Origin of the sequence: Aeromonas sp. s4 (assembly GCF_040907855.1) — a bacterium.
Classification (GTDB): domain Bacteria; phylum Pseudomonadota; class Gammaproteobacteria; order Enterobacterales; family Aeromonadaceae; genus Aeromonas; species Aeromonas caviae.
In genome coordinates this window covers 31,701-49,730 of record NZ_JBFOCP010000018.1, presented here as the reverse complement: position 1 = coordinate 49,730, position 18,030 = coordinate 31,701, and the positions used below count along the sequence as shown (strand labels likewise).

At 61.2% G+C, this 18,030-nt stretch carries 21 protein-coding genes; 6 read left to right on the top strand and 15 right to left on the bottom strand.

Annotation, left to right across the window (positions count from 1 at the left end; translation table 11 throughout):
* Positions 1-2: 2 nt before the first annotated feature.
* The 11 genes from flgJ to AB5Y89_RS04135 all read right to left on the bottom strand — a co-directional run bounded on the left by flgJ (position 3) and on the right by AB5Y89_RS04135 (position 9,509).
* Positions 3-1,103, bottom strand: a complete 1,101-nt coding sequence (flgJ, locus tag AB5Y89_RS04185; RefSeq protein ID WP_069652528.1) for a flagellar assembly peptidoglycan hydrolase FlgJ — start codon at positions 1,101-1,103, stop codon at positions 3-5.
* 46 nt (positions 1,104-1,149) lie between these two features.
* Complete coding sequence (locus AB5Y89_RS04180) at positions 1,150-2,247, bottom strand: flagellar basal body P-ring protein FlgI (protein ID WP_010675288.1); 1,098 nt, start codon at positions 2,245-2,247, stop codon at positions 1,150-1,152.
* Positions 2,248-2,307: 60 nt separating this feature from the next.
* Complete coding sequence (gene flgH / locus AB5Y89_RS04175) at positions 2,308-2,979, bottom strand: flagellar basal body L-ring protein FlgH (protein WP_010675289.1); 672 nt, start codon at positions 2,977-2,979, stop codon at positions 2,308-2,310.
* A gap of 16 nt (positions 2,980-2,995) precedes the next feature.
* Positions 2,996-3,784, bottom strand: a complete 789-nt coding sequence (gene flgG / locus AB5Y89_RS04170) for a flagellar basal-body rod protein FlgG (RefSeq protein ID WP_010675290.1) — start codon at positions 3,782-3,784, stop codon at positions 2,996-2,998.
* Positions 3,785-3,798: 14 nt separating this feature from the next.
* Entirely contained in the window at positions 3,799-4,545 is a 747-nt protein-coding gene (gene flgF, locus AB5Y89_RS04165; protein WP_010675291.1) for a flagellar basal-body rod protein FlgF, read from the bottom strand.
* 146 nt (positions 4,546-4,691) lie between these two features.
* Positions 4,692-6,038, bottom strand: coding sequence for a flagellar hook protein FlgE (gene flgE / locus AB5Y89_RS04160; RefSeq protein WP_039040233.1), 1,347 nt, complete (start codon positions 6,036-6,038; stop codon positions 4,692-4,694).
* Between the two features lie 10 nt (positions 6,039-6,048).
* Positions 6,049-6,786 (bottom strand): flagellar hook assembly protein FlgD, encoded by a 738-nt coding sequence (locus tag AB5Y89_RS04155; protein ID WP_010675293.1) that lies wholly within the window; start codon positions 6,784-6,786, stop codon positions 6,049-6,051.
* A gap of 90 nt (positions 6,787-6,876) precedes the next feature.
* A complete protein-coding gene (gene flgC / locus AB5Y89_RS04150) occupies positions 6,877-7,296 on the bottom strand; it encodes a flagellar basal body rod protein FlgC (RefSeq protein ID WP_005329775.1) in 420 nt (139 codons plus the stop codon).
* Positions 7,293-7,694: a flagellar basal body rod protein FlgB gene (gene flgB / locus AB5Y89_RS04145; protein ID WP_010675294.1), complete on the bottom strand. Its 402-nt coding sequence runs from the start codon at positions 7,692-7,694 to the stop codon at positions 7,293-7,295. Before flgB ends, flgC begins: the two co-directional genes overlap by 4 nt.
* Positions 7,695-7,755: 61 nt before the next feature.
* A complete protein-coding gene (locus AB5Y89_RS04140; protein ID WP_010675295.1) occupies positions 7,756-8,580 on the bottom strand; it encodes a protein-glutamate O-methyltransferase CheR in 825 nt (274 codons plus the stop codon).
* 17 nt (positions 8,581-8,597) lie between these two features.
* Positions 8,598-9,509, bottom strand: coding sequence for a chemotaxis protein CheV (locus AB5Y89_RS04135; RefSeq protein ID WP_010675296.1), 912 nt, complete (start codon positions 9,507-9,509; stop codon positions 8,598-8,600).
* 237 nt (positions 9,510-9,746) lie between these two features.
* Here AB5Y89_RS04135 and flgA point away from each other — a divergent pair, with 237 nt between their 5' ends.
* From flgA to AB5Y89_RS04120, 3 genes are all read left to right on the top strand, one after another.
* On the top strand, positions 9,747-10,352 hold the full coding sequence (gene flgA, locus AB5Y89_RS04130) for a flagellar basal body P-ring formation chaperone FlgA (RefSeq protein ID WP_029314756.1): 606 nt from the start codon (positions 9,747-9,749) through the stop codon (positions 10,350-10,352).
* A gap of 94 nt (positions 10,353-10,446) precedes the next feature.
* Positions 10,447-10,767 (top strand): flagellar biosynthesis anti-sigma factor FlgM, encoded by a 321-nt coding sequence (gene flgM / locus AB5Y89_RS04125; RefSeq protein WP_368222924.1) that lies wholly within the window; start codon positions 10,447-10,449, stop codon positions 10,765-10,767.
* On the top strand, positions 10,764-11,180 hold the full coding sequence (locus AB5Y89_RS04120) for a flagella synthesis protein FlgN (RefSeq protein WP_368222921.1): 417 nt from the start codon (positions 10,764-10,766) through the stop codon (positions 11,178-11,180). The genes flgM and AB5Y89_RS04120 overlap by 4 nt, the downstream gene beginning before the upstream one ends.
* Positions 11,181-11,223: 43 nt before the next feature.
* Here the strand turns inward: AB5Y89_RS04120 and yfcE are convergent, their stop codons facing one another.
* Complete coding sequence (gene yfcE, locus AB5Y89_RS04115; RefSeq protein WP_368222920.1) at positions 11,224-11,766, bottom strand: phosphodiesterase; 543 nt, start codon at positions 11,764-11,766, stop codon at positions 11,224-11,226.
* A gap of 10 nt (positions 11,767-11,776) precedes the next feature.
* Positions 11,777-13,414, bottom strand: coding sequence for a peptide ABC transporter substrate-binding protein (locus tag AB5Y89_RS04110; protein ID WP_368222918.1), 1,638 nt, complete (start codon positions 13,412-13,414; stop codon positions 11,777-11,779).
* A 289-nt stretch (positions 13,415-13,703) separates the two neighbouring features.
* Between AB5Y89_RS04110 and AB5Y89_RS04105 the strand changes: the two genes are divergently transcribed.
* Positions 13,704-14,606 (top strand): DMT family transporter, encoded by a 903-nt coding sequence (locus AB5Y89_RS04105; protein ID WP_244077642.1) that lies wholly within the window; start codon positions 13,704-13,706, stop codon positions 14,604-14,606.
* 97 nt (positions 14,607-14,703) lie between these two features.
* Here AB5Y89_RS04105 and rsuA read toward each other — a convergent pair whose 3' ends face one another.
* Complete coding sequence (gene rsuA, locus AB5Y89_RS04100) at positions 14,704-15,396, bottom strand: 16S rRNA pseudouridine(516) synthase RsuA (RefSeq protein WP_039040228.1); 693 nt, start codon at positions 15,394-15,396, stop codon at positions 14,704-14,706.
* Between the two features lie 172 nt (positions 15,397-15,568).
* Between rsuA and AB5Y89_RS04095 the strand changes: the two genes are divergently transcribed.
* Positions 15,569-16,759, top strand: coding sequence for an HD-GYP domain-containing protein (locus AB5Y89_RS04095; RefSeq protein WP_041213169.1), 1,191 nt, complete (start codon positions 15,569-15,571; stop codon positions 16,757-16,759).
* On the opposite strand, the gene AB5Y89_RS04090 is transcribed toward AB5Y89_RS04095, so the two are convergent.
* Positions 16,756-16,944, bottom strand: coding sequence for a hypothetical protein (locus AB5Y89_RS04090; protein ID WP_151027357.1), 189 nt, complete (start codon positions 16,942-16,944; stop codon positions 16,756-16,758). The two genes, AB5Y89_RS04095 and AB5Y89_RS04090, sit on opposite strands and share 4 nt — an antisense overlap.
* A 178-nt stretch (positions 16,945-17,122) precedes the next feature.
* Here AB5Y89_RS04090 and AB5Y89_RS04085 point away from each other — a divergent pair, with 178 nt between their 5' ends.
* Positions 17,123-18,016: an EamA family transporter gene (locus AB5Y89_RS04085; RefSeq protein WP_323949912.1), complete on the top strand. Its 894-nt coding sequence runs from the start codon at positions 17,123-17,125 to the stop codon at positions 18,014-18,016.
* Positions 18,017-18,030 lie beyond the last annotated feature (14 nt).

Below are 18,030 nucleotides of genomic sequence, written 5' to 3'. Positions count from 1 at the left end.
GCTTACAGCTCCATCTCTGTGTTCCTGTCTGCAATGTTGCCGGGCGTCGAGTAACCGGCGATGGCATCACTGCGCAACACTTGTTTAAGTTTCCTGGCGTACTGGGGATCGGTGGCATAACCGGCCTGCTGCAACGCCTCGAAGTAACGGTCCGGGCTGTCCACCTTGGCCAGCGCCCCCTTGTAGCGACTCCCAGAGGTCAGGAAATCCACGTAGTCGTTGAAGCTCTCTTCGAACGACTCGTAGGAGCGAAACGCCGCCTTCTGGCGCGAGGCCACCCCTTGCTCGTATTCCAGGGTGCTCACCACCGCCTTGGGGCCTTCCCAACGCGGATCGGCCTTGATGCCGAACAGGTTGTGCGTCACGTTTCCGTCTGCATCCTTGATCACCCGCTTGCCCCAGCCACTCTCAAGGGCGGCCTGGGCCACCAGCACCGCCGGGCTCAACCCCAGCTTGTCCGCCGCCTTCTTGGCCAGCGGCATCAGCCTGTCGACGAACTCTTCCGGGCTGTCAAACACCTTGGCGCTGCCATCCAGGGCCGAAGGCCTCTGGCTGCTGCCCATGGGCGGCACGGTGCGGTGGGGGCGTCTTGGCATGGCCAGCGTACGCTCGGCCCCATTCAGCTCACCCTTCATTTCGTTATCAGCAAAATCTTTGCCAACTTTGGAGGCAGCAATCAGATCGTTGGAGGCACTGGGGGGTTGATAGGGCTTGTAGACCCGCTCGGTACGCTGGGGCAGCTTGAGTACCCGGCCATCCTGATGGGTGAAGGTCTGCTCGGGTGAGAGCTGCCTGGCCACCATCTCGGCGATGCCCAGCCCCCCCTTGCTCGACATGTCGGCAACCCGCTGCTCGTCCAGCATCCCTTCATAGAACTGGGTGTAGCTGCTGTTCATCGGGTTGCCCTCGGTGAGCACCGAGTTGGCCTGGCGCATCCCCTTGAACAGGGTCTGGGTGAAGATGGATTCGAACTGGCGGGCGGCTGCCATCAGGGCCCCTTGCTTCCCCTCCTTGCTCAGGCTCATCTGGCGCAGTTTGTCCAGGTTCTGGACGTCCTGCACCATGCCAATATTGATACCGCTCTGGGTGTCGAACTCTGCCATAACCTACCTCTTTGCCGCCCGTGGCAACCGCTTGCCGCTCACGAAATTACAGAATGACCAGTTGGCCCTGGATCGCGCCCGCCTGCTGCAGCGCCTCCAGGATCGCCATCAGATCCCCGGGGGCGACCCCCACCTGGTTCACCGCCCGCACCAGATCGTCCAGGGTCGCGCCGGTATCGAGCTTGAACATCCGACCGGGATCCTGCTGCACGTTGATGGTGGAGTTGTTGGTGACCGCCGTCTGCCCGCCAGCGAGCGGATTGGGTTGGGAGACCTGTTGGTTCTCGGCGATGGTCACCGTCAGCCCACCGTGGCTGATGGCCGCCGGGCGCAGCTTGACCTCGCTGCCGATGACGATGGTCCCGGTGCGCGAATTCACGATGATCTTGGCGGACTCGCTCGCCGGGTCCACTTCCAGGTTCTCGATGGTGGAGAGGTAGGAGACCCGCTGGGCCGGATCCCGCGGTGCGAATACCTTGATGGAGGTGGCGTCCATCGCCTGGGCGGTGTTCGGACCCACCAGATCGTTGACCACGTCCGCCAGACGGCGGGCGGTGGTGAAGTCCGGCCGGTTCAGGTTGAAGGTGATGGTGTCGCCCTGGCTGAAGGAGTTGGGAACCTCCCGCTCCACGGTCGCCCCGTTGGCGATGCGCCCCACTGTGGGCGTGTTCACCACCACCTTGGAGCCGTCCGCCCCTTCGGCCCCGAGGCCACCGACCACCAGGCTGCCCTGGGCCACCGCATAGACGCGGCCATCCAGCCCTTTCAGGAAAGTCTGGAGCAGGGTGCCGCCACGCAGGCTCTTCGCCTCGCCGATGGCGGAGACGGTGACATCTATGGTCTGGCCCGGCTTGGAGAAGGGGGGCAGATCCGCGTGGATGGCCACCGGTGCCACGTCCTTGATCTTGGGCTTGATGTTGTCAGGCACCTTGATGCCGAAGTTGTTGAGCATGGTCCTGAAGGTCTGCTCGGTGAAGGCGTTGTTCTTCTCCCCCGTGCCGGGCAGGCCCACCACCAGACCGTAACCGATCAGCTGGTTGCTGCGCACTCCTTCCACCGAGGCGAGGTCCTTGATGCGGGATGCGTGCGCCAGCCCGAAGGGCAGCAGGCAGCACAGCAGAGCAAGCAGACGGAATCGGTTCATGACATCTCCTAACAAAACCTTCCTGATCCGGGGCCCGTGAACGCCCCGGACTTTTGAGTCTTAAATGGGCCACCAGGGGCCGTTGAAGAAGCTGGTGAGCCAGCCCTGTTCCTGGGTGTTCGCCAGATCCCCGGTACCGCCGTAATAGATACGCGCATTGGCCACCCTCTGGGAGGAGACGCTGTTTTCCGAGCTCACGTCCTCCGGGCGCACCAGACCGGTGATGCGGATGTATTCGTTGCCATTGTTGAGCATGATCCACTTCTCGCCGCGCACCAGCAGGTTCCCGTTTGGCAGTACCTTGACCACGCTGACCGAGATGTTGCCCTGCAGGCTGTTGCTCTGATCCGCCTTGGCCTGCCCCTTGAAGGCACTGTTCTGGCCGATGGAGGCCGACAGATCGTAGGGCCCCGCCGTGACCGGCACGCCACCCAGGGTGACGGGGTCGAGCGCCAGCTTGTTGTCCTTGCCGCTCTGGGTGTTGGCCTTTTTCGACGCCGAGGTCGACTCCGCCAACTGGATGGTGATGATGTCACCCACCCGGTGCGCCTTGATGTCCGAGTAGATGCCGTTGACCTGCTCGGGCTGGAAGATGGCGCCGGTCGGGCGCACCGACACCGGCTCCGACTCCCCGTAGACGGGGGCGAAATCCGGGTCATCCGGTTTGGCGGTATTGGGGGTACTGGTGCAACCCGCCAGCGTCAGCAGTCCCAGCATCCATATGGCTTTCATCATGACACTCCTTTCATCAGGTCCGCTGGGTCAGGAAGGACATCATGGAGTCGACGGCGGAGATGACCTTGGAGTTCATCTCGTAGACCCGCTGAGCCTGGATGAGATTCACCAGCTCCTCGGTCACGTTGACGTTGGAGGTCTCCAGCATCCCCTGCTTGATCACCCCCAGCCCGTCCGCACCGGCTGTCCCCTGAATGGGGGCGCCGCTGGACTGGGTCTCGAGGAAGAGGTTCTCCCCCATGGGCTGCAGGCCGGTGGGGTTGACGAAGTCCGTGGTGTTGATCTGGCCCACCACCTGGGATTGGCCATCCCCCTTGAGCTGGACGGAGACCTGGCCATCCTCCCCCACGGTGACGCTCTGGGCGTTCTCGGGGATCTGGATCTCCGGTTGCAGCGGGTAACCGTTGCCCGGGGTGACGATGGTCCCCTCGTCGTTCAGGGTGAACTGGCCGTTGCGGGTATAGGCGGCGCTGCCATCGGGCAGCTGGATTTCGAAGTAGCCGCGGCCGCTGATCATCAGGTCAAGGGAGTTGTCCGTGGTCTGGACGTTGCCCTGACTGTGGTTTTTCTGGGTGGCGACCACCTTGGCCCCCGCCCCCAGCATCAGGCCGGAAGGGAGCTCGGTGTCCGCCGAGGAGCGACCGCCAGGCTGGTTGATGTTCTGATACAGCAGATCCTCGAAGATGGCCCGCGCCTTCTTGTAGCCCACGGTGCTGGCGTTCGCCAGGTTGTTCGAGGTGACCGAGATGTTGGTCTGCTGGGCATCGAGGCCGGTCTTGCTGATCCAGAGTGCAGGATTCATGGGGTGCTCCTTGATTAGCTGATACGCAGCAGCTGGGTTTGTGCCTCGTCGTTCTCCTCGGCGGTCTTCATGATCTTGACCTGAGTTTCAAACTGACGTTGCAAGCGAATAAGGTTGGTCATCTCGTCGACCACGTTGACGTTGCTCCCCTCAAGGGAGCCGGCGATCAGGCCCACATCCGCAGACGCGGCCTCATTCTGGCCATCCTTGCGGCGAAACAGGCCGTCCTGACCTTTCTCCACCGCATCTGCCGCCGGGTTGACCAGCTTGATGCGCTGGAAATCTTCCGGCAGGTTGGCGGCGGCCCCCTCGGGACGGCCGCTGATGGTACCGTCACGATTGATCTCGATCTTCTCCATGGGCAGGGGCAGCACGATGGGCTGACCGGCATCATCCACCACATTCAGACCGGTGGAAGTCTGCAGATTGCCGGTGGCATTGAGCTGCAGGTTGCCCATGCGGGTATAGGCTTCCGCGCCGTTGGGATCCTGCACTGCAATCCAGCCCGGCCCATCGACGGCAACGTCAAGATCCCGACCCGTGGTCATCAGCATGCCGTGCTGCAGGTTCTGGCCCGGCCGCTCGGTCATGGCGAACACCCGCGTGGGCAGCCCTTCGCCAAACGCCTGCATGCTGCGCGCCTGCTCGAAGTCAGACTTGAAGCCAATGGTGTTGGCGTTGGCAAGGTTGTTGCCACGAACAGCCAGGCTGTTCATGTTCTCCTTGGCCCCGGACATGGCGATGTAAAGCAGGTGATCCATGGGATCCTCCGTCAAACAGATGACTCTCACAGCTCAACTGCAAGTTGAATGCCAAGAGAGATGACGAAGACGGAATGAAAGGAGGAAATGAGGCGGGACGGAAATGACAAGGGGCGCCGAAGCGCCCCTGCCAACTACCCGCCGTCTTAGCGGATCTGCAGTATGTTCTGCTGCAGGGAGCTGTTCACTTCCAGGGAACGGGAGTTGGCCTGGAAGTTGCGCTGGGCGGTGATGAGGTCGACCAGCTCGGTGGTGAGATCCACGTTGGACTGCTCCAGTGCCGACGACTTGATGGAGCCGAACGTGCCGGAGTTCGGGGTGCCGGGCAAGGCATCGCCAGAGAGCAGGGACTGGCGCCAGGAGGTGTCGCCGACCTGGGTGAGACCCTGGGCATTGGCAAACTTCGCCATGGCCACCATGGCCACCTTGACGGTGGTGGCGTTGCTGTAAGTGGCGGAGACTATGCCATCCGCCCCGATCTCCACCTTGGTCAGGCGGCCGACGGTGGAGCCGTCCTGGGTCAGCTTGCTCACTTCAAAGGGGGAGGCGTACTGGGTCACGGTACCAAGCTTGAACTCAATCTCCTGGGTGCCATCGGCGCCATTGGTGATGATACCAGCCCCTGTCGCCCCCAGGGGTTCCGTCTTGATGACCGCCGGGGTGGTGGGTGTGACCATCTTGCCGGAGGCATCGAAGGTCACCCGGGCGCTCAGGGGGGCCTGGCTCAGACCGGTCGCCATGGTGGTGGCCGTACCGCCTACGATGTCGATGGGCTTGTCCCCTTCATAGAGGTACATGCGCCAGGCAGTCGGCACCGCCGCTTGGGTAGGATCGGCCGGATCCGCTTCCTTGGTGAAGTACTGGGTGATGGTGTGTGGCTCGCCCAGGGAGTCATAGACCACCACGGAAGTGGAGGAGGAGTAGGTAGTCGAGTCCGTGGGATCGAATTTGGAGGCATTGACATCCATCAACGTTTTCGTGCTGGAAGGCAGGTTGAAACCAGCTTCGACCGTCGTGGTCTGCACCGGCTCACCGGCCTTGTCCGGGATCTGGATGGGCTTGGTGGCATTGATGCTCACCGCCTTGGGGGTGCCATCAGAGTTGATCTCGTACCCCTGCAGATAACCGCCGGAGTTGCTGACCATGTAGCTGCTCTCATTGAGCTTGAAGGCGCCCGCACGGGTGTAGGTGCGATCCAGGTTGGTCAGGCCGTCCGAGGTCACGAAGAAGCCGTTGCCCTGGATGGCGAGATCCAGCGCGTTGTTGGTGAATTGCAGCGCGCCCTGGTGGAACTGCTGGGCCACAGCGCCAGTCGCCACCCCGTTGCCGACCTGGGTCTTGGCGTTGACGAAGATGGAGTTGGCGTAGACGTCGGCGAACTCGGCGCGGGACTCCTTGAAGCCGGTGGTATTGACGTTGGCAATGTTGTTCGCGGTGACGTTCAGGTCTTTTTGAGCCGCATTGATGCCGCTGAGGGCATTGTTGAATGACATGTCTTTCTCCTTAGATCACTGCGTTAGAGGACGAAGCCGACTGGGTGGTGGTCTTGCCGGTCGTCGCGCCAATTTCCAATACATCGGTCAGGTAGATGCCGCCCAGTCCCTTGAGTTTGAGGGTGCTGGGGTTGGTGCTCGTTCCCAGGGTGACGCTCTCCACCTTGGCGTAAGTCAGGGCGGGGACGCTCTCCGACTTGCCGTCGACGGTGGCATGCGCCTCTATCGAATACTTGCCGCTCTTGGCCTGGTTGCCGGACTTGTCCTTGCCATCCCATTCGAAGGCCACGTTCCCCTTGTGGCTCCCTTCGATGGCGAACTCTCGGATGACCTGGCCGCTCTCGTCCTTCACCGTCACCTTGATGTTGCTGCCGCCATCGCCGGTGGCGATGACCCCCGTGAGGGTGCCTCCCTTCTCCACGTAACCCGTGTTGGACGGGATCAGCACGTTCTGTCCCACCAGCGCGGAGGCCTGCAGCGCCTGGCTGGAAGTCATCAGGCTGTTGAGGCTCTCCATCTGGGTGGAGAGGCTGCTGATCCCCTGAGACGTCGACATCGAGGTCATCTGGGAAAGCATCTGGGCGTTGTCCACCGGTTTGAACGGATCCTGATAGGAGAGCTGCATGGTCAGCAGCTTCAGGAAGGACTCCTGATCCAGCTCCTTTTTCTGGGTACTGGTGTTGACCGTACTGGTCTGGGCCGACGTCGTCCGGTTGACACCCAGCAGGCTGTCATAGGTATCTGCCACTTATGCTTCCCCCTCTAGGGCGTGCCCATTGGGCCGATTGTTGCCGCCTGGCAGGCGATCATGGGTCACTCTCATCCGGGTTCACCTCTGTCAGGACTTGCCCAGACCCAGGGTCTGCTGCAACATTTTCTTGGCCGCATCGGCCACCTGGACGTTGGTCTGGTAGCTGCGCGACGCCGCTATCATGTCCGCCATCTCTTCCACCATGTTGACGTTGGGCTTGAAGATGAAGCCATCCTTGTCCGCCATGGGGTGATTCGGGTTGTACTCCTTGAGCAGGGGCGCATCACTCTCGACGATGCCCTTCACATCCACCCCGACCGAGGCCTGCTTGTCGGACATGGCCTGATCCAGCTGGGCGGCAAAGACTGGCCGCCTGGCGTGGTAAGTTTTTTCCACGCTGGAGCTGACACTGTCAGCGTTGGCCATGTTGCTCGCCACCGTGTTGAGGCGAACGGACTGTGCGCTCATGGCAGAGCCTGCAATGTCAAAGACCTTGAACAAACTCATCCTTGCTCTCCTTTCAGTGCCTTGAGCAGGCCACTTATCTTGCTGTTCATGAATTCAAGGGAGGCCTGGTATTCGAGGCTGTTGCGCAGGAACTCGCTGCGCTCCTGCTGCACGTCCACCGTGTTGCCGTCACCGGTATCCGGTTGCAGGGGGTTGCGGTACTGGGTCGTGCCCGGGGTATCCATCTGCAAGGCGAAGTGCTTCTCGCTGGTGGTGCTGAGCCCGAACCCTTGCTGGCCCTGGGCATCCTGCAACGCCTGTGAGAAGTCGATGTCACGGGCCTTGAAGCCCGGCGTGTCCGCATTGGCGATGTTGCTGGACAACACCTCGGCACGCTTGGCGCGCACGCTCAGCGTGTACTGATGAACACCGAATGCCTTGTCGAATGAAATTGCCATAGCACACCTCCTGCTTCATGAATATTTAGCAAGAGGTGTGCCAAGAGGGTATTGAGCGGGGTTATTTGACCTTGTAGACGATGCCGGGGTTGCAGCGGATCATCTCGAACTTGTCGGTGAGGCCGGCCAGAGACTCGGAGGCCCCCAGCATCAGGTAGCCGCCAGGATTGAGGCTGCTGGCGAACTGGTTGAGGATCTTGGATTTCACTTCGGGCGCAAAGTAGATGAGCACATTGCGGCAGAAGATGATGTCAAACTTGCCGAGCAGGCTGTAGCTCTCCAGCAGGTTGAGGGGACGGAAGCTGGTCAATTTTCTGACACGCTCCACCACCCGCATCTTGTTGTCACCACAGGGTTCGAAAAAGAGTCGCTTGCGCTCGGGGGAGAGCCCGCGAGCCAGCGCCAGGCTGTCGTAGACCCCCTCCTTGCACTGGTTGAGCATGGTGCTGGAGATATCGGTCCCCACTATCTGCACCCCGCCCGGCAAGGTCCCCGGCCGCTTGACTTGCTGCTCCAGCGCCGTCATGGCGATGGAGTAGGGTTCCTGCCCGGATGAAGAGGCGGCAGACCATATCTTGATGGGACGACCGCTCTTGCCAAGCTCCGGGAAAATCTTGTCGCTCAGCAGCTGGAACGGATAGGTATCGCGAAACCACAGGGTCTCGTTGGTGGTCATGGCATCGACCACCGCCATCTTGAGCTCCCGCTCGCGCACGCTCATCGCCCGGGTGACCAGATCAGACAGACTCTCGATACCAAACTGAGTCATCAAGGGCGACAGGCGGCTCTTGACCAGATACTGTTTGTTGTCACCCAGCACTATGCCGCTCTGTTGCGCCAGAAAATTGCTGAATTGCCTGTATAAGTCGTCCGAAAGTGTCTTCATGCAGTTGTTCTTCTTGATTAGAGAGCGCCTTGTACGGCCTTGGCCAATTCATCCGGCTGGAATTTGGCAATAAAATTGTTCGCTCCGACTTTCTGCACCATGGCCTGATTGAACACCCCACTGAGGGAAGTGTGCAGGATAACATGCAAATCCTTGAGGTTGGGATTGTTGCGGATCTCGGCGGTGAAGGTATAACCGTCCATCTCCGGCATCTCGATGTCCGAAATGACCAGGGCTATCTGATCCTTGATGGGACCGTTCTTGGACATCTCCAGCAACATGTTGAGCGCTTCCCGTCCATCCTTGGCCAGCACGCACTGCACCCCGATAGCCTCCAGTGCCCGTTGAACCTGCTTGCGCGCAACCGAAGAGTCGTCCGCAACCAGCACGGGACGCCCGTGAGGATTGCGCTCTACGCTTGCTTCCACCAGTTCGGTGGACACCTCGGTGGAGACCGGCGAGATCTCGTTGAGAATGCGCTCCACGTCCAGGATCTCCACCAGCTCACCATCTACCTCGGTCACCGCCGTCATGTAGTTGATGCGACCTGCCCCTTTGGGTGGCGGCAGGATGGACTCCCAGTTCATGTTGATGATGCGCTCGACCGAGTGGACCAGGAACCCCTGAATGGAGCGGTTGTACTCGGAGATGATGATGAAGCACTTGGAGAGGTCCTGGATGGGGCGTTTGCCCATCGCCATGCTGAGATCGATCACCGAGATGGTCTGGCCGCGGATATGTGCCACGCCGCGAATGCAGGAGTTGAGCTTGGGCATGACGGTCAGAGGGGGACACTGCAGCACCTCGCGTACCTTGAATACGTTGATGCCAAATCTTTGACGTCCATTGAGACGAAACAACAGCAGCTCCAGCCTGTTTTGTCCCACTAGCTGGGTTCGCTGGTTGACCGAGTCCAGAATACTCGCCATAAACACTCCCTAAAAATGCTTGGCACTGATCGTGCATGTCATTATGCATGCACATTGGCTTGCATCAGATCATCGTTGTTTCAACAATCGAATAATTCTGGAGCAAGCATAGTTAACTACGGTGGTATACGTGAATAACTTATCGACCGGTAAGCAAAAATGATTAGTAGACTTTTCCTTATCTTACTGCCGTTTTGCAGTCTGTCTCACGCCATGGCGTCCGAGGTCACCGACTATCTGCAAGAACAGGCACAGGCGTTCGTGCTCGACCAGCTCGATATTCCCCTCGATGCACAGGCCGACGTCAAGGCCGGTACCATTGACGAGCGCCTCCCCCTCACGCGCTGCGAAGATGCCCTCACCATTTCCCTCCCCGCCAGGATGGAGATCCGGCGCAACACCACCGTCTACCTCAAGTGCGAGGGAGACAAATCCTGGGATCTCTATCTACCGGTCCGGGTCAGCATCCAGAAACCCTATGTCACCGTCGCCGTCCCGGTTGCCAAGGGAGACATTCTGAGTGAACCCATGCTGACCCTGGCATACCAGGACCAGACCCTGATCCGTGGCGACTACCTTACCGACCCGACCGCCCTCATCGGGGTACGCAGCAAGCGTGAGCTCAAACCGGGTCAGCCAATCAGGCTCACCCAGGTATGCGTGGTCTGCAAGGGGGACCAGGTCACCCTGAGCGCCGAAAACAGCAGCATGCAGATCAAAACCATGGCCCGCGCCTTGCAAGATGGCAGCTTCGGAGACATGATCCGGCTTGTCAACACGCGCTCGGGCAGAACGGTGCAAGGCCAGGTCAGTGCAGTGGGCTCCGTGGTCGTGACATTCTGACACAGGAATGCACTGCGCAATTTTTTTCTAAAGTTCTGACCGCCGTCACCGATATACAGGTAAGCGAACAGCAAAGCAGACGAAGGTAAACCTTATGGCTATCAACAATATCAACAACTTGGCTAACAACCGCCTGCAAAACAGCGGCAGCAGTCAAGGTGTAGCCACCAAGTCGGCGACCTCCAGCGAGAGCAGCCGTGCGACGATCGTCAAGAGCGACTCTGTCTCCTTGACCAGTGAGGCGCAGCAATTGCAACAGATGCAGAAGACCCTCAACACCGCCTCCACCGGTAACGAGAGCCGCGTCGAGAGCCTGAAGAAGGCCGTGGCCAGTGGGGAGTACAAGGTCAACAGCGAAGCCGTGGCCAGAAAGATGTTCAGCTTCGAAGCCGATCTGGATAAACGGTTGGGATGATGGACCTCCCTTCGCTGCTGCGCGCTCAGGACGACAACCTCTCCCAGATGCAAGGCTTGCTGGCAGAGGAGTTCGACCTCCTCAAGGCTCACCGGGCCCTTGCCTTGCCGGCACTCGCCGATCGCAAGCAGCAACTGCTGGTAGCCATCGAGACGCTGGACAAGACTCTGGCGGAGCTACCCAACCTGCAGCAACAGCTGGGCGCCTTCCCGACCCAATTGCAGGCCCTTCAAGCCAAGCTGGAAGCCTGTCAGGAGCAGAATAACCTCAATGGACGTCTGCTCGAACTCAGCATTGTCTCCAATCGCCGTCTCGCCAGCTTCCTCAGCAAGCTCAGAGACAGCAGCTCCCTGACCTATGACGCCAAAGGCAATACCCGCTCGGGCACCCGCTCTTTCGGGATCAAGGCCTGATCTCCTCTCCCCCTTCTGATTTTCTCTCCTTGTCAGCCCCTCATCAGAGCACCAGCTGCATCAGGGTTTCTCCATCCTTGCAGGTATGGATGCTCATGCAGCCCTCGTCATAGCGCCCATAACTGGCCACCCACTCGCCCCTTGGAAAACAGATAGACCCCGGGTTCATCAGGATCATTTCTCCCTCCTGGCGCAGCACAGGCACATGGGTATGACCGCTGATGAACAGGCTCCCTGCTGGCAGGGGCACGTTGCCGGGCTCATAGAGATGACCGTGGCTGACAAACCAGCGCCGCCCATCCACCAGCAGCTGGTTGTAGGGCGCCGTGATGGGGAAGTGGAGCAGCATCTGGTCCACCTCCGAATCGCAATTGCCACGCACCGCCATGATGCGGGGGGCCAGCTCGTTGAGCCTTGCTGCCACCGCGGCAGGATCATACCCCGCCGGCACCGGATTGCGCGGCCCGTGATTGAGCAGATCCCCGAGCAGCAGATAGTGATCAGGCTGCCAGGGAGCGAGTTGCGCCAGCACCTGCTCGAGGGCAGTCAGACTGCCGTGCAGATCCGAGATAATGGCAATCTTCATTCCACACTCCTCATGGCTGGCTGAAATAGAGATCCTTGGTGGCGATGGCGCCCTTGAGGTTGCGGCTCGGCAAGCCGCGCAGTGCCGGGTCCACCAGTCGCATCTGGTTGTAGTGATAGACGGGGATGACGGGCACCTCCTCCATCAGCAGTTGCTCGGCCTGATGATAGATCCCGGACCGGGCGTTGGCATCCAGGGTCTCGGCGGCCTGTTGCAGCAGACCATCGAAGGCGGGGTTGCAGTAGCCGCTCTCGTTCTGGGGATCCTGGCAGCGGAAACTGCCAAGCATGGACGACGGTTCGACATAATCACCAAACAAAAATGAACGAGCCAGCATGAAATCACCACTGTCCTTGGCTACCTGATAGGCATTCCACTCCATGTTGTTGAGGGAGACCTCGACCCCCAGCGGTTTCCACATGGCCGCCACCGCCAGGGCCAGCTTCTTGTGGTTCTCCGACGTGTTGTAGGTCAGCGTCAGCCTGAGGGGATGTGCGCTGTTGTAGCCCGCCTGGGTCAACAGCGCGGCGGCCAGGGCCAACCGGGTCGGCTGGTCTTCCCGGGAGAGGGGGATATCCAGCTCGTCATAACCCGGCATGGCGGGCAGCAGTGACCAGGCAGAGCGCTCTCCCTGGCCGCTCACCTTCTCGGTCAGCAGGTGGCGATCGATGGCCATGGAGAGCGCCTGACGCACCCGCACATCCTGCAACTCGGGGCGATTGAGATTGAAGGTGTAAAGATAGGTGCCAAGCAGCGGCAGACCCCAGATCCGCTCCGGTGCCTCCTGCATGGTCTTCTGGTAGTACTCCAGCGCCACCTTGTTGGTGAGCTGGATCTCCCCCGCTTCGTAACGCAGCCGCTCCCCATGCTGGGAAGCGAGCGGCAGGTAGGTCACCCGCTGGATCCGGGTATGGGCGTCATCCCAGTACTGGGGGTTGCGTTCGGCTTCTATGCGCTCGTTCACCACCCAGCTCGCCAGCTTGTAGGGGCCATTGCTCACCATCTTGCCTGGCTGGGTCCACTGCTTGCCAAACTGGGCGATGACCCGCTCGTTGACCGGCACGAAGGGGCGCTGGCTGACCAGTTGCAGGAAATAGGGAACGGGGCGCTCCAGGGTCACTTTCAGGATCTGGTCGCTTTCTGCCTCCACCCCCAGGGCATCGAGGTCGAGCGCCCCGGCATAGATGGACTGGGCATTGTTGATGCCGGTCGCCAGCAGCAGGCCGGCGGAGGGGGAAGCCTGCGCCGGGTTCAGCAGCCGCCGCCAGGCGTAGACGAAATCCCTGGCGGTGAGGGGCTCGCCGTTGGACCATTTGAGCTGGGGACGCAGGAAGAAGCGCCACACCAGCCCATCCTCGCTGGTCTCCCAGCGCTGGGCCTGGGCGGGCACTATCTTGCCCTGACCATCCTCGCTCACCAGCCCCTCGAACAGGTCCACCAGCACCACCTCCCCCGGGAAACCGGAGCGGATCAGGGCCGGATCGAGGGACTCGGGTTCGGCGCCATTGCCCTTGACCAGGGTCTGCCTGTCCGACAGCACGGGCTGCTGCACCACGGTAGTGGCCTGAAGCGGCGGCACCGCCATCAACCCGAACAGCAAGGGAGAGAGCCAGCGGCGGGCTGGCCTGGCGGCGAAACGGTAAAACATGACATCAACCTCGTTCAATTCTTTTGACTGCAATGGGGGGAAGGCCGGCGGCGCGCCTGGAACCGAATGCATCATGCCGCGCTTGTTATCCCCGAAGACGACCCGTATTGTATCGGGCCTGCCCGATAGAGGGAGTCTTTCGGGCTATTTTTTTCAAGGTTTATGACGACACGGCCGCCACGGGTGGGCGCAATCGCCAGAAGGCGCACTCCCCTGCCCCCTTGGCAATCGCCCCGGGGCGATGTGTCGCCTGCAAGTCCGGTTGTCGTCTACCGTTTCAGGGGTCTTTATGGGTTACGAATGGCTGGCGCTGGCTGCCGCCAGTTTATGGGCGATCGCCGCCCTCATCTCCGTCAAACCGGCTCGCCATCTGGGGGCCTTTGCCTACAGCCGCTGGCGGATGTTCCTGGTCAGCCTGATGCTGGCCAGCGCAAGTCTGGTGACGGGAGGCTGGCAGACCCTCACCGAGAGCGCCCTTCCCCTGCTGGCCCTCTCCGGCCTCATCGGCATCTTCGTCGGCGACACCGCCCTCTTTGCCTGCATGAACCGGCTCGGCCCCAGGCGCAGCGGTCTGCTCTTCTCCTGCCACGCCCTCTTCTCCGCCCTGCTCGGGCTCTGGCTCTTTGGCGAGCAGCTCGATGGTTGGCGCCTGCCAGGCGCCTTGCTGGTCCTGGCCGGGGTCATGCTCGCCATCCTGTTTGGTCGTCGTGGCGACAACCCGCAGAACGAATGGGAGCAGGTGCGTGGCCGCCTCGTGGTAGGCATAGCCCTTGGCCTCACCGCAGCCCTGTGCCAGAGCCTGGGAGCCATCATCGCCAAGCCGGTGATGATGAGCGGCACCGTGGACGCGGTGAGCGCTTCCGGCGTGCGCATGGGCAGCGCCCTCTTGGCACACTGCGTCTTGCGGGCGCTGCGCCTGCCGCTCGCCATGCCGCACAACCCCATCAACCGGCAAGTGCTCGGCATGATAGGCATCAACGGATTTCTGGCAATGACGCTGGGAATGACCCTGATCCTGGTGGCCCTGCGTCAGGGAGATGTGGGCATGGTGGCCATCTTGTCTTCCACCACACCGGTCATTCTGCTGCCCTTGCTGTGGTGGCACTCGGGGATGCGTCCCTCGCTCCCCGCCTGGGCCGGAGCCCTGCTCGCCACCCTGGGCACGGCCCTGGTGCTGGGAATGGGGAACTGAGCCCCGTCTATCCTGCTGGAAGGACCAACACGCCCATCGGCGGCACTGAGCCGCCGATGCTCCCCCGCGCCGGACAGGGAGAGAGGCGATCGCGCCCCTAGAACAGAGCCACTTCCTCTTCGGTCAGCTCCCGGTATTCCCCCGGTGCCAGCTCATCGTCCAGAGCCAGATCGCCAATGCGTTCCCGATGCAGCCCGACCACCTTGTTGCCGATGGCGGCGAACATCCGCTTCACCTGGTGATACTTGCCCTCGTGGATGGTCAGGCGTGCTTCCCGCTCGTCCAGGATTTCCAGCTCCGCAGGGCGGGTCTTGTCGTTCTCGTTGCGCAGGTAGATACCGTCGGCAAAGAGCGAAATAGCCTCTTCACTCACGGGATCAGCCAGCCAGACGTGGTAGGTCTTCGCACACTCGTGCCGGGGCGACGTGATGCGATGGGACCACTGGCCGTCATCGGTGATCAGCACCAGCCCGGTGGTATCGAGATCGAGGCGCCCCACCACATGCAGTTTGCCCATGGCCGGCTCGTCGAGCAGGTGGAACACGGTGGCGTGATCCGGGTCCTCGTTGGAGCAGACATATCCTTCCGGCTTGTGCAGCATGAAGTAGCGATTCTGCAGGTTCAGGGTCAAGGTCACACCGTCAAACTCGATCTGGTGTTGCTCATTGATGTGAAAGGCGGGCTGCTTGACCAGCACGCCGTCTACCAGCACTTCCCCCTGACGGATCAGCTTGCCCGCCTGGGAACGGGTCAAATCGGAGCAATCGCAAAGAAATTTGTCGAGCCGCATGCAAAAACCTCGGAATCCATCATGATTGGGGGCGACATTATATCGGTCAGACCCGACAACACCAGTACTAAGCGACAGGGACTCAAGATGGCGCCTGACGCCATGATGTGCCAGTGATAGACTGCCGTCAGCAGACCGACATCACACATAATAATAAGCCCAGGATGTACCCATGAAGCCGACGAAGTCTCACCCCGTCATCCCCGTCAGCCAGTTGAAACCTGGCATGTATGTCATTGCCATTGCCAGCCAGACCGGCGCCATGGAAATTGCCCAGACGGGCATGGTGACCAACCCTCAACAGGTGGAGGCGCTGATCCGGCGCGGCGTGCTGACGGTGCGGGTGGATCTTGCCCGCAGCAAGCTGCCGGGAGGGGGCACGGCAAGCCCGGCGGATGTGGTGACAAACGGGGCGGGCTCCTCTCGTCAGATCGGCAGTGGTGAAGGGCGCGAGCTCAAGATCCGTCGGCTCTATCAGGAGGCGCGCGAACTCCAGGGCAAGTTCATTCGCCATCTCAAGGCCGGTGAGCCCATCGACATCACGCCCCTTGCCGCCGTGGCCGAAGAGATGGTCGATACCATGTTCACCCACGGCGATGCCATGCTCTGTCTGGCGCGGATCCGTGCCAAGGATGCCTACCTGATGGAGCACTCCATGAATGTCGCCATCCTCCTGGCGAACTTCGGCCGCTACCTGGGGCTGGATCGCAGCGTGCTCAAGGAGCTGACCCTGGGTGGCCTGCTCCACGACGTGGGCAAGATCATGACCCCGGACGAGGTGCTCAACAAACCGGGCAAGCTCACCGATGAGGAGCTGGAGGTGATGCGCGAGCACGTGGTCCACAGCCACGACATCCTGGCCGCCACCGCCGGCATCACCCCCATCATGCTGGAGGTGGCCGCCAACCATCACGAGCGGATCGATGGCACCGGCTACCCGCGGCGCCTCAAGGGGGATCAGCTCTCTCTCTACACCCGTATGAGCGGCATCGTCGATGTCTACGATGCGGTGACGGCAGACAGGGTCTACAAACAGGGCATGCAGCCAACCCAGGCGTTTCGCATTCTGCTCAAGGGGGTTGATCTGCATTTTGATGCCGACCTGGTAACCAGGTTCATCAAGTGCATGGGGGTCTATCCGGTGGGTACCTTGGTGCAGCTCTCCAACCAGCGCCTGGCCATCGTGATGCAGCGCAACGAACAGCAACCGCTCAAGCCCGTGGTCAAGGTGATCTATCACGCAGGCCATCGTCATTATCTCGAGGTGCAGTGGCTGGATCTCGCCAAAAACGGGGTTCAGGAGACCATAGAGAGCACGGTGGACCCCAAGGAGTTTGGCATCAACCTGGCCAACTTCGTCTAACCTGTCCGGCTTGCTGGCGGCTGCTCGCGGCAATGGCGAATCAGGAACTCCTCATCCAGCGGGGAGAGATCGAAGCGCAGGCAGGCCTCTTCGATGGCCCGGATGTCGTGTTGATGGTGTTCGCTGAGCCAGCGCACCGCGCGGCGCAAGTCTTCACCATGGGGCAGCAGGGTATGGTCGCTCATGGAATACCTCCGGTCAGCCATCGACGCCAGCCCGTCAATCCGGGCTCTCACTTTTAGCTTAGCCCGCGCGCACTCGCCCGGCAGACACCTGAGCCCTTGACGGTGCCCACCCTGTAGCAGGTATGCTCGACCCCTTCGGCGCCCTGCCGTGCCGGCGCCGCTCAAACAAGGATGCTGCATGCAAACCAAGGACAAGTGTCTGGCCGCCCTGGTCATTCTCTGCTGGGGACTCAACTTCGTTGTCATCAAGTGGGGGCTGGAAGGCATCCCCCCACTGCTGCTGGGAGCACTGCGTTTCGTCGGAGTCGTCTTCCCCGCCATTCTGCTGGTCCCCAGGCCTGCCATGCCCTGGCGCTGGCTGCTGGCCTATGGCGGTGCGATCAGCCTGGGCCAGTTTGCCTTCCTGTTCTGCGCCATGAAATTCGGCATGCCCGCCGGCATGGCCTCCCTGGTGCTGCAATCTCAGGTGGTCTTCACCCTGCTGTTCGCCATGATCTGGCTCGGAGAGCGCTGGCAGCCCCACCACTGGGTGGCACTGCCGCTGGCGGGAGCAGGTCTTTATCTCATTGCCACCCATGGCGAGGGCAACCTCACCCTCATCGGGTTTGTGCTGACGCTGTGCGCAGCCGCCTGCTGGGGCCTTGGCAACGTCATCAATCGCCAGATAGGTCTGCGCTATCGCACCTCTCTGCCGAGCCTGGTCGCCTGGGGCGGGCTGGTGCCCATCCTGCCCTTCTTCGCGCTCTCCAGGCTGTTCGAGGGGCCCGAACTCATCGCAAGCAGCCTGCTCAACATCCGTTGGCAGGGCGTCTTGTGCGTGCTCTATCTCTCGTTTATCGCCACCTGGCTCGGTTATGGCCTGTGGGGGAGGCTGCTGATGCGCTATCCGGTGGCCCAGGTTGCCCCCCTCTCCCTGCTGGTTCCCTGTGTCGGTATGGTGGCCGCCGCCCTGCTGCTTGATGAACACCCCACTCCCCTGCAATGGCTGGGCTCGGGTCTGGTGCTGCTCGGCTTCGTGGTGCATCTGCTGGGGGGCAAGATGCGCTTCTTGAAGACCCAAACCGAGGATTGACCTCGCCCGGGAAA

Bases quoted from the DNA above. Each gene is read 5' to 3' on its own strand.
- flgJ (WP_069652528.1), bottom strand. From the start codon at position 1,103: ATGGCAGAGTTCGACACCCAGAGCGGTATCAATATTGGCATGGTGCAG.
- AB5Y89_RS04180 (WP_010675288.1), bottom strand. From the start codon at position 2,247: ATGAACCGATTCCGTCTGCTTGCTCTGCTGTGCTGCCTGCTGCCCTTC.
- flgH (WP_010675289.1), bottom strand. From the start codon at position 2,979: ATGAAAGCCATATGGATGCTGGGACTGCTGACGCTGGCGGGTTGCACC.
- flgG (WP_010675290.1), bottom strand. From the start codon at position 3,784: ATGAATCCTGCACTCTGGATCAGCAAGACCGGCCTCGATGCCCAGCAG.
- flgF (WP_010675291.1), bottom strand. From the start codon at position 4,545: ATGGATCACCTGCTTTACATCGCCATGTCCGGGGCCAAGGAGAACATG.
- flgE (WP_039040233.1), bottom strand. From the start codon at position 6,038: ATGTCATTCAACAATGCCCTCAGCGGCATCAATGCGGCTCAAAAAGAC.
- flgC (WP_005329775.1), bottom strand. From the start codon at position 7,296: ATGAGTTTGTTCAAGGTCTTTGACATTGCAGGCTCTGCCATGAGCGCA.
- flgB (WP_010675294.1), bottom strand. From the start codon at position 7,694: ATGGCAATTTCATTCGACAAGGCATTCGGTGTTCATCAGTACACGCTG.
- AB5Y89_RS04140 (WP_010675295.1), bottom strand. From the start codon at position 8,580: ATGAAGACACTTTCGGACGACTTATACAGGCAATTCAGCAATTTTCTG.
- AB5Y89_RS04135 (WP_010675296.1), bottom strand. From the start codon at position 9,509: ATGGCGAGTATTCTGGACTCGGTCAACCAGCGAACCCAGCTAGTGGGA.
- flgM (WP_368222924.1), top strand. From the start codon at position 10,447: ATGGCTATCAACAATATCAACAACTTGGCTAACAACCGCCTGCAAAAC.
- AB5Y89_RS04120 (WP_368222921.1), top strand. From the start codon at position 10,764: ATGATGGACCTCCCTTCGCTGCTGCGCGCTCAGGACGACAACCTCTCC.
- yfcE (WP_368222920.1), bottom strand. From the start codon at position 11,766: ATGAAGATTGCCATTATCTCGGATCTGCACGGCAGTCTGACTGCCCTC.
- AB5Y89_RS04110 (WP_368222918.1), bottom strand. From the start codon at position 13,414: ATGTTTTACCGTTTCGCCGCCAGGCCAGCCCGCCGCTGGCTCTCTCCC.
- AB5Y89_RS04105 (WP_244077642.1), top strand. From the start codon at position 13,704: ATGGGTTACGAATGGCTGGCGCTGGCTGCCGCCAGTTTATGGGCGATC.
- rsuA (WP_039040228.1), bottom strand. From the start codon at position 15,396: ATGCGGCTCGACAAATTTCTTTGCGATTGCTCCGATTTGACCCGTTCC.
- AB5Y89_RS04095 (WP_041213169.1), top strand. From the start codon at position 15,569: ATGAAGCCGACGAAGTCTCACCCCGTCATCCCCGTCAGCCAGTTGAAA.
- AB5Y89_RS04090 (WP_151027357.1), bottom strand. From the start codon at position 16,944: ATGAGCGACCATACCCTGCTGCCCCATGGTGAAGACTTGCGCCGCGCG.
- AB5Y89_RS04085 (WP_323949912.1), top strand. From the start codon at position 17,123: ATGCAAACCAAGGACAAGTGTCTGGCCGCCCTGGTCATTCTCTGCTGG.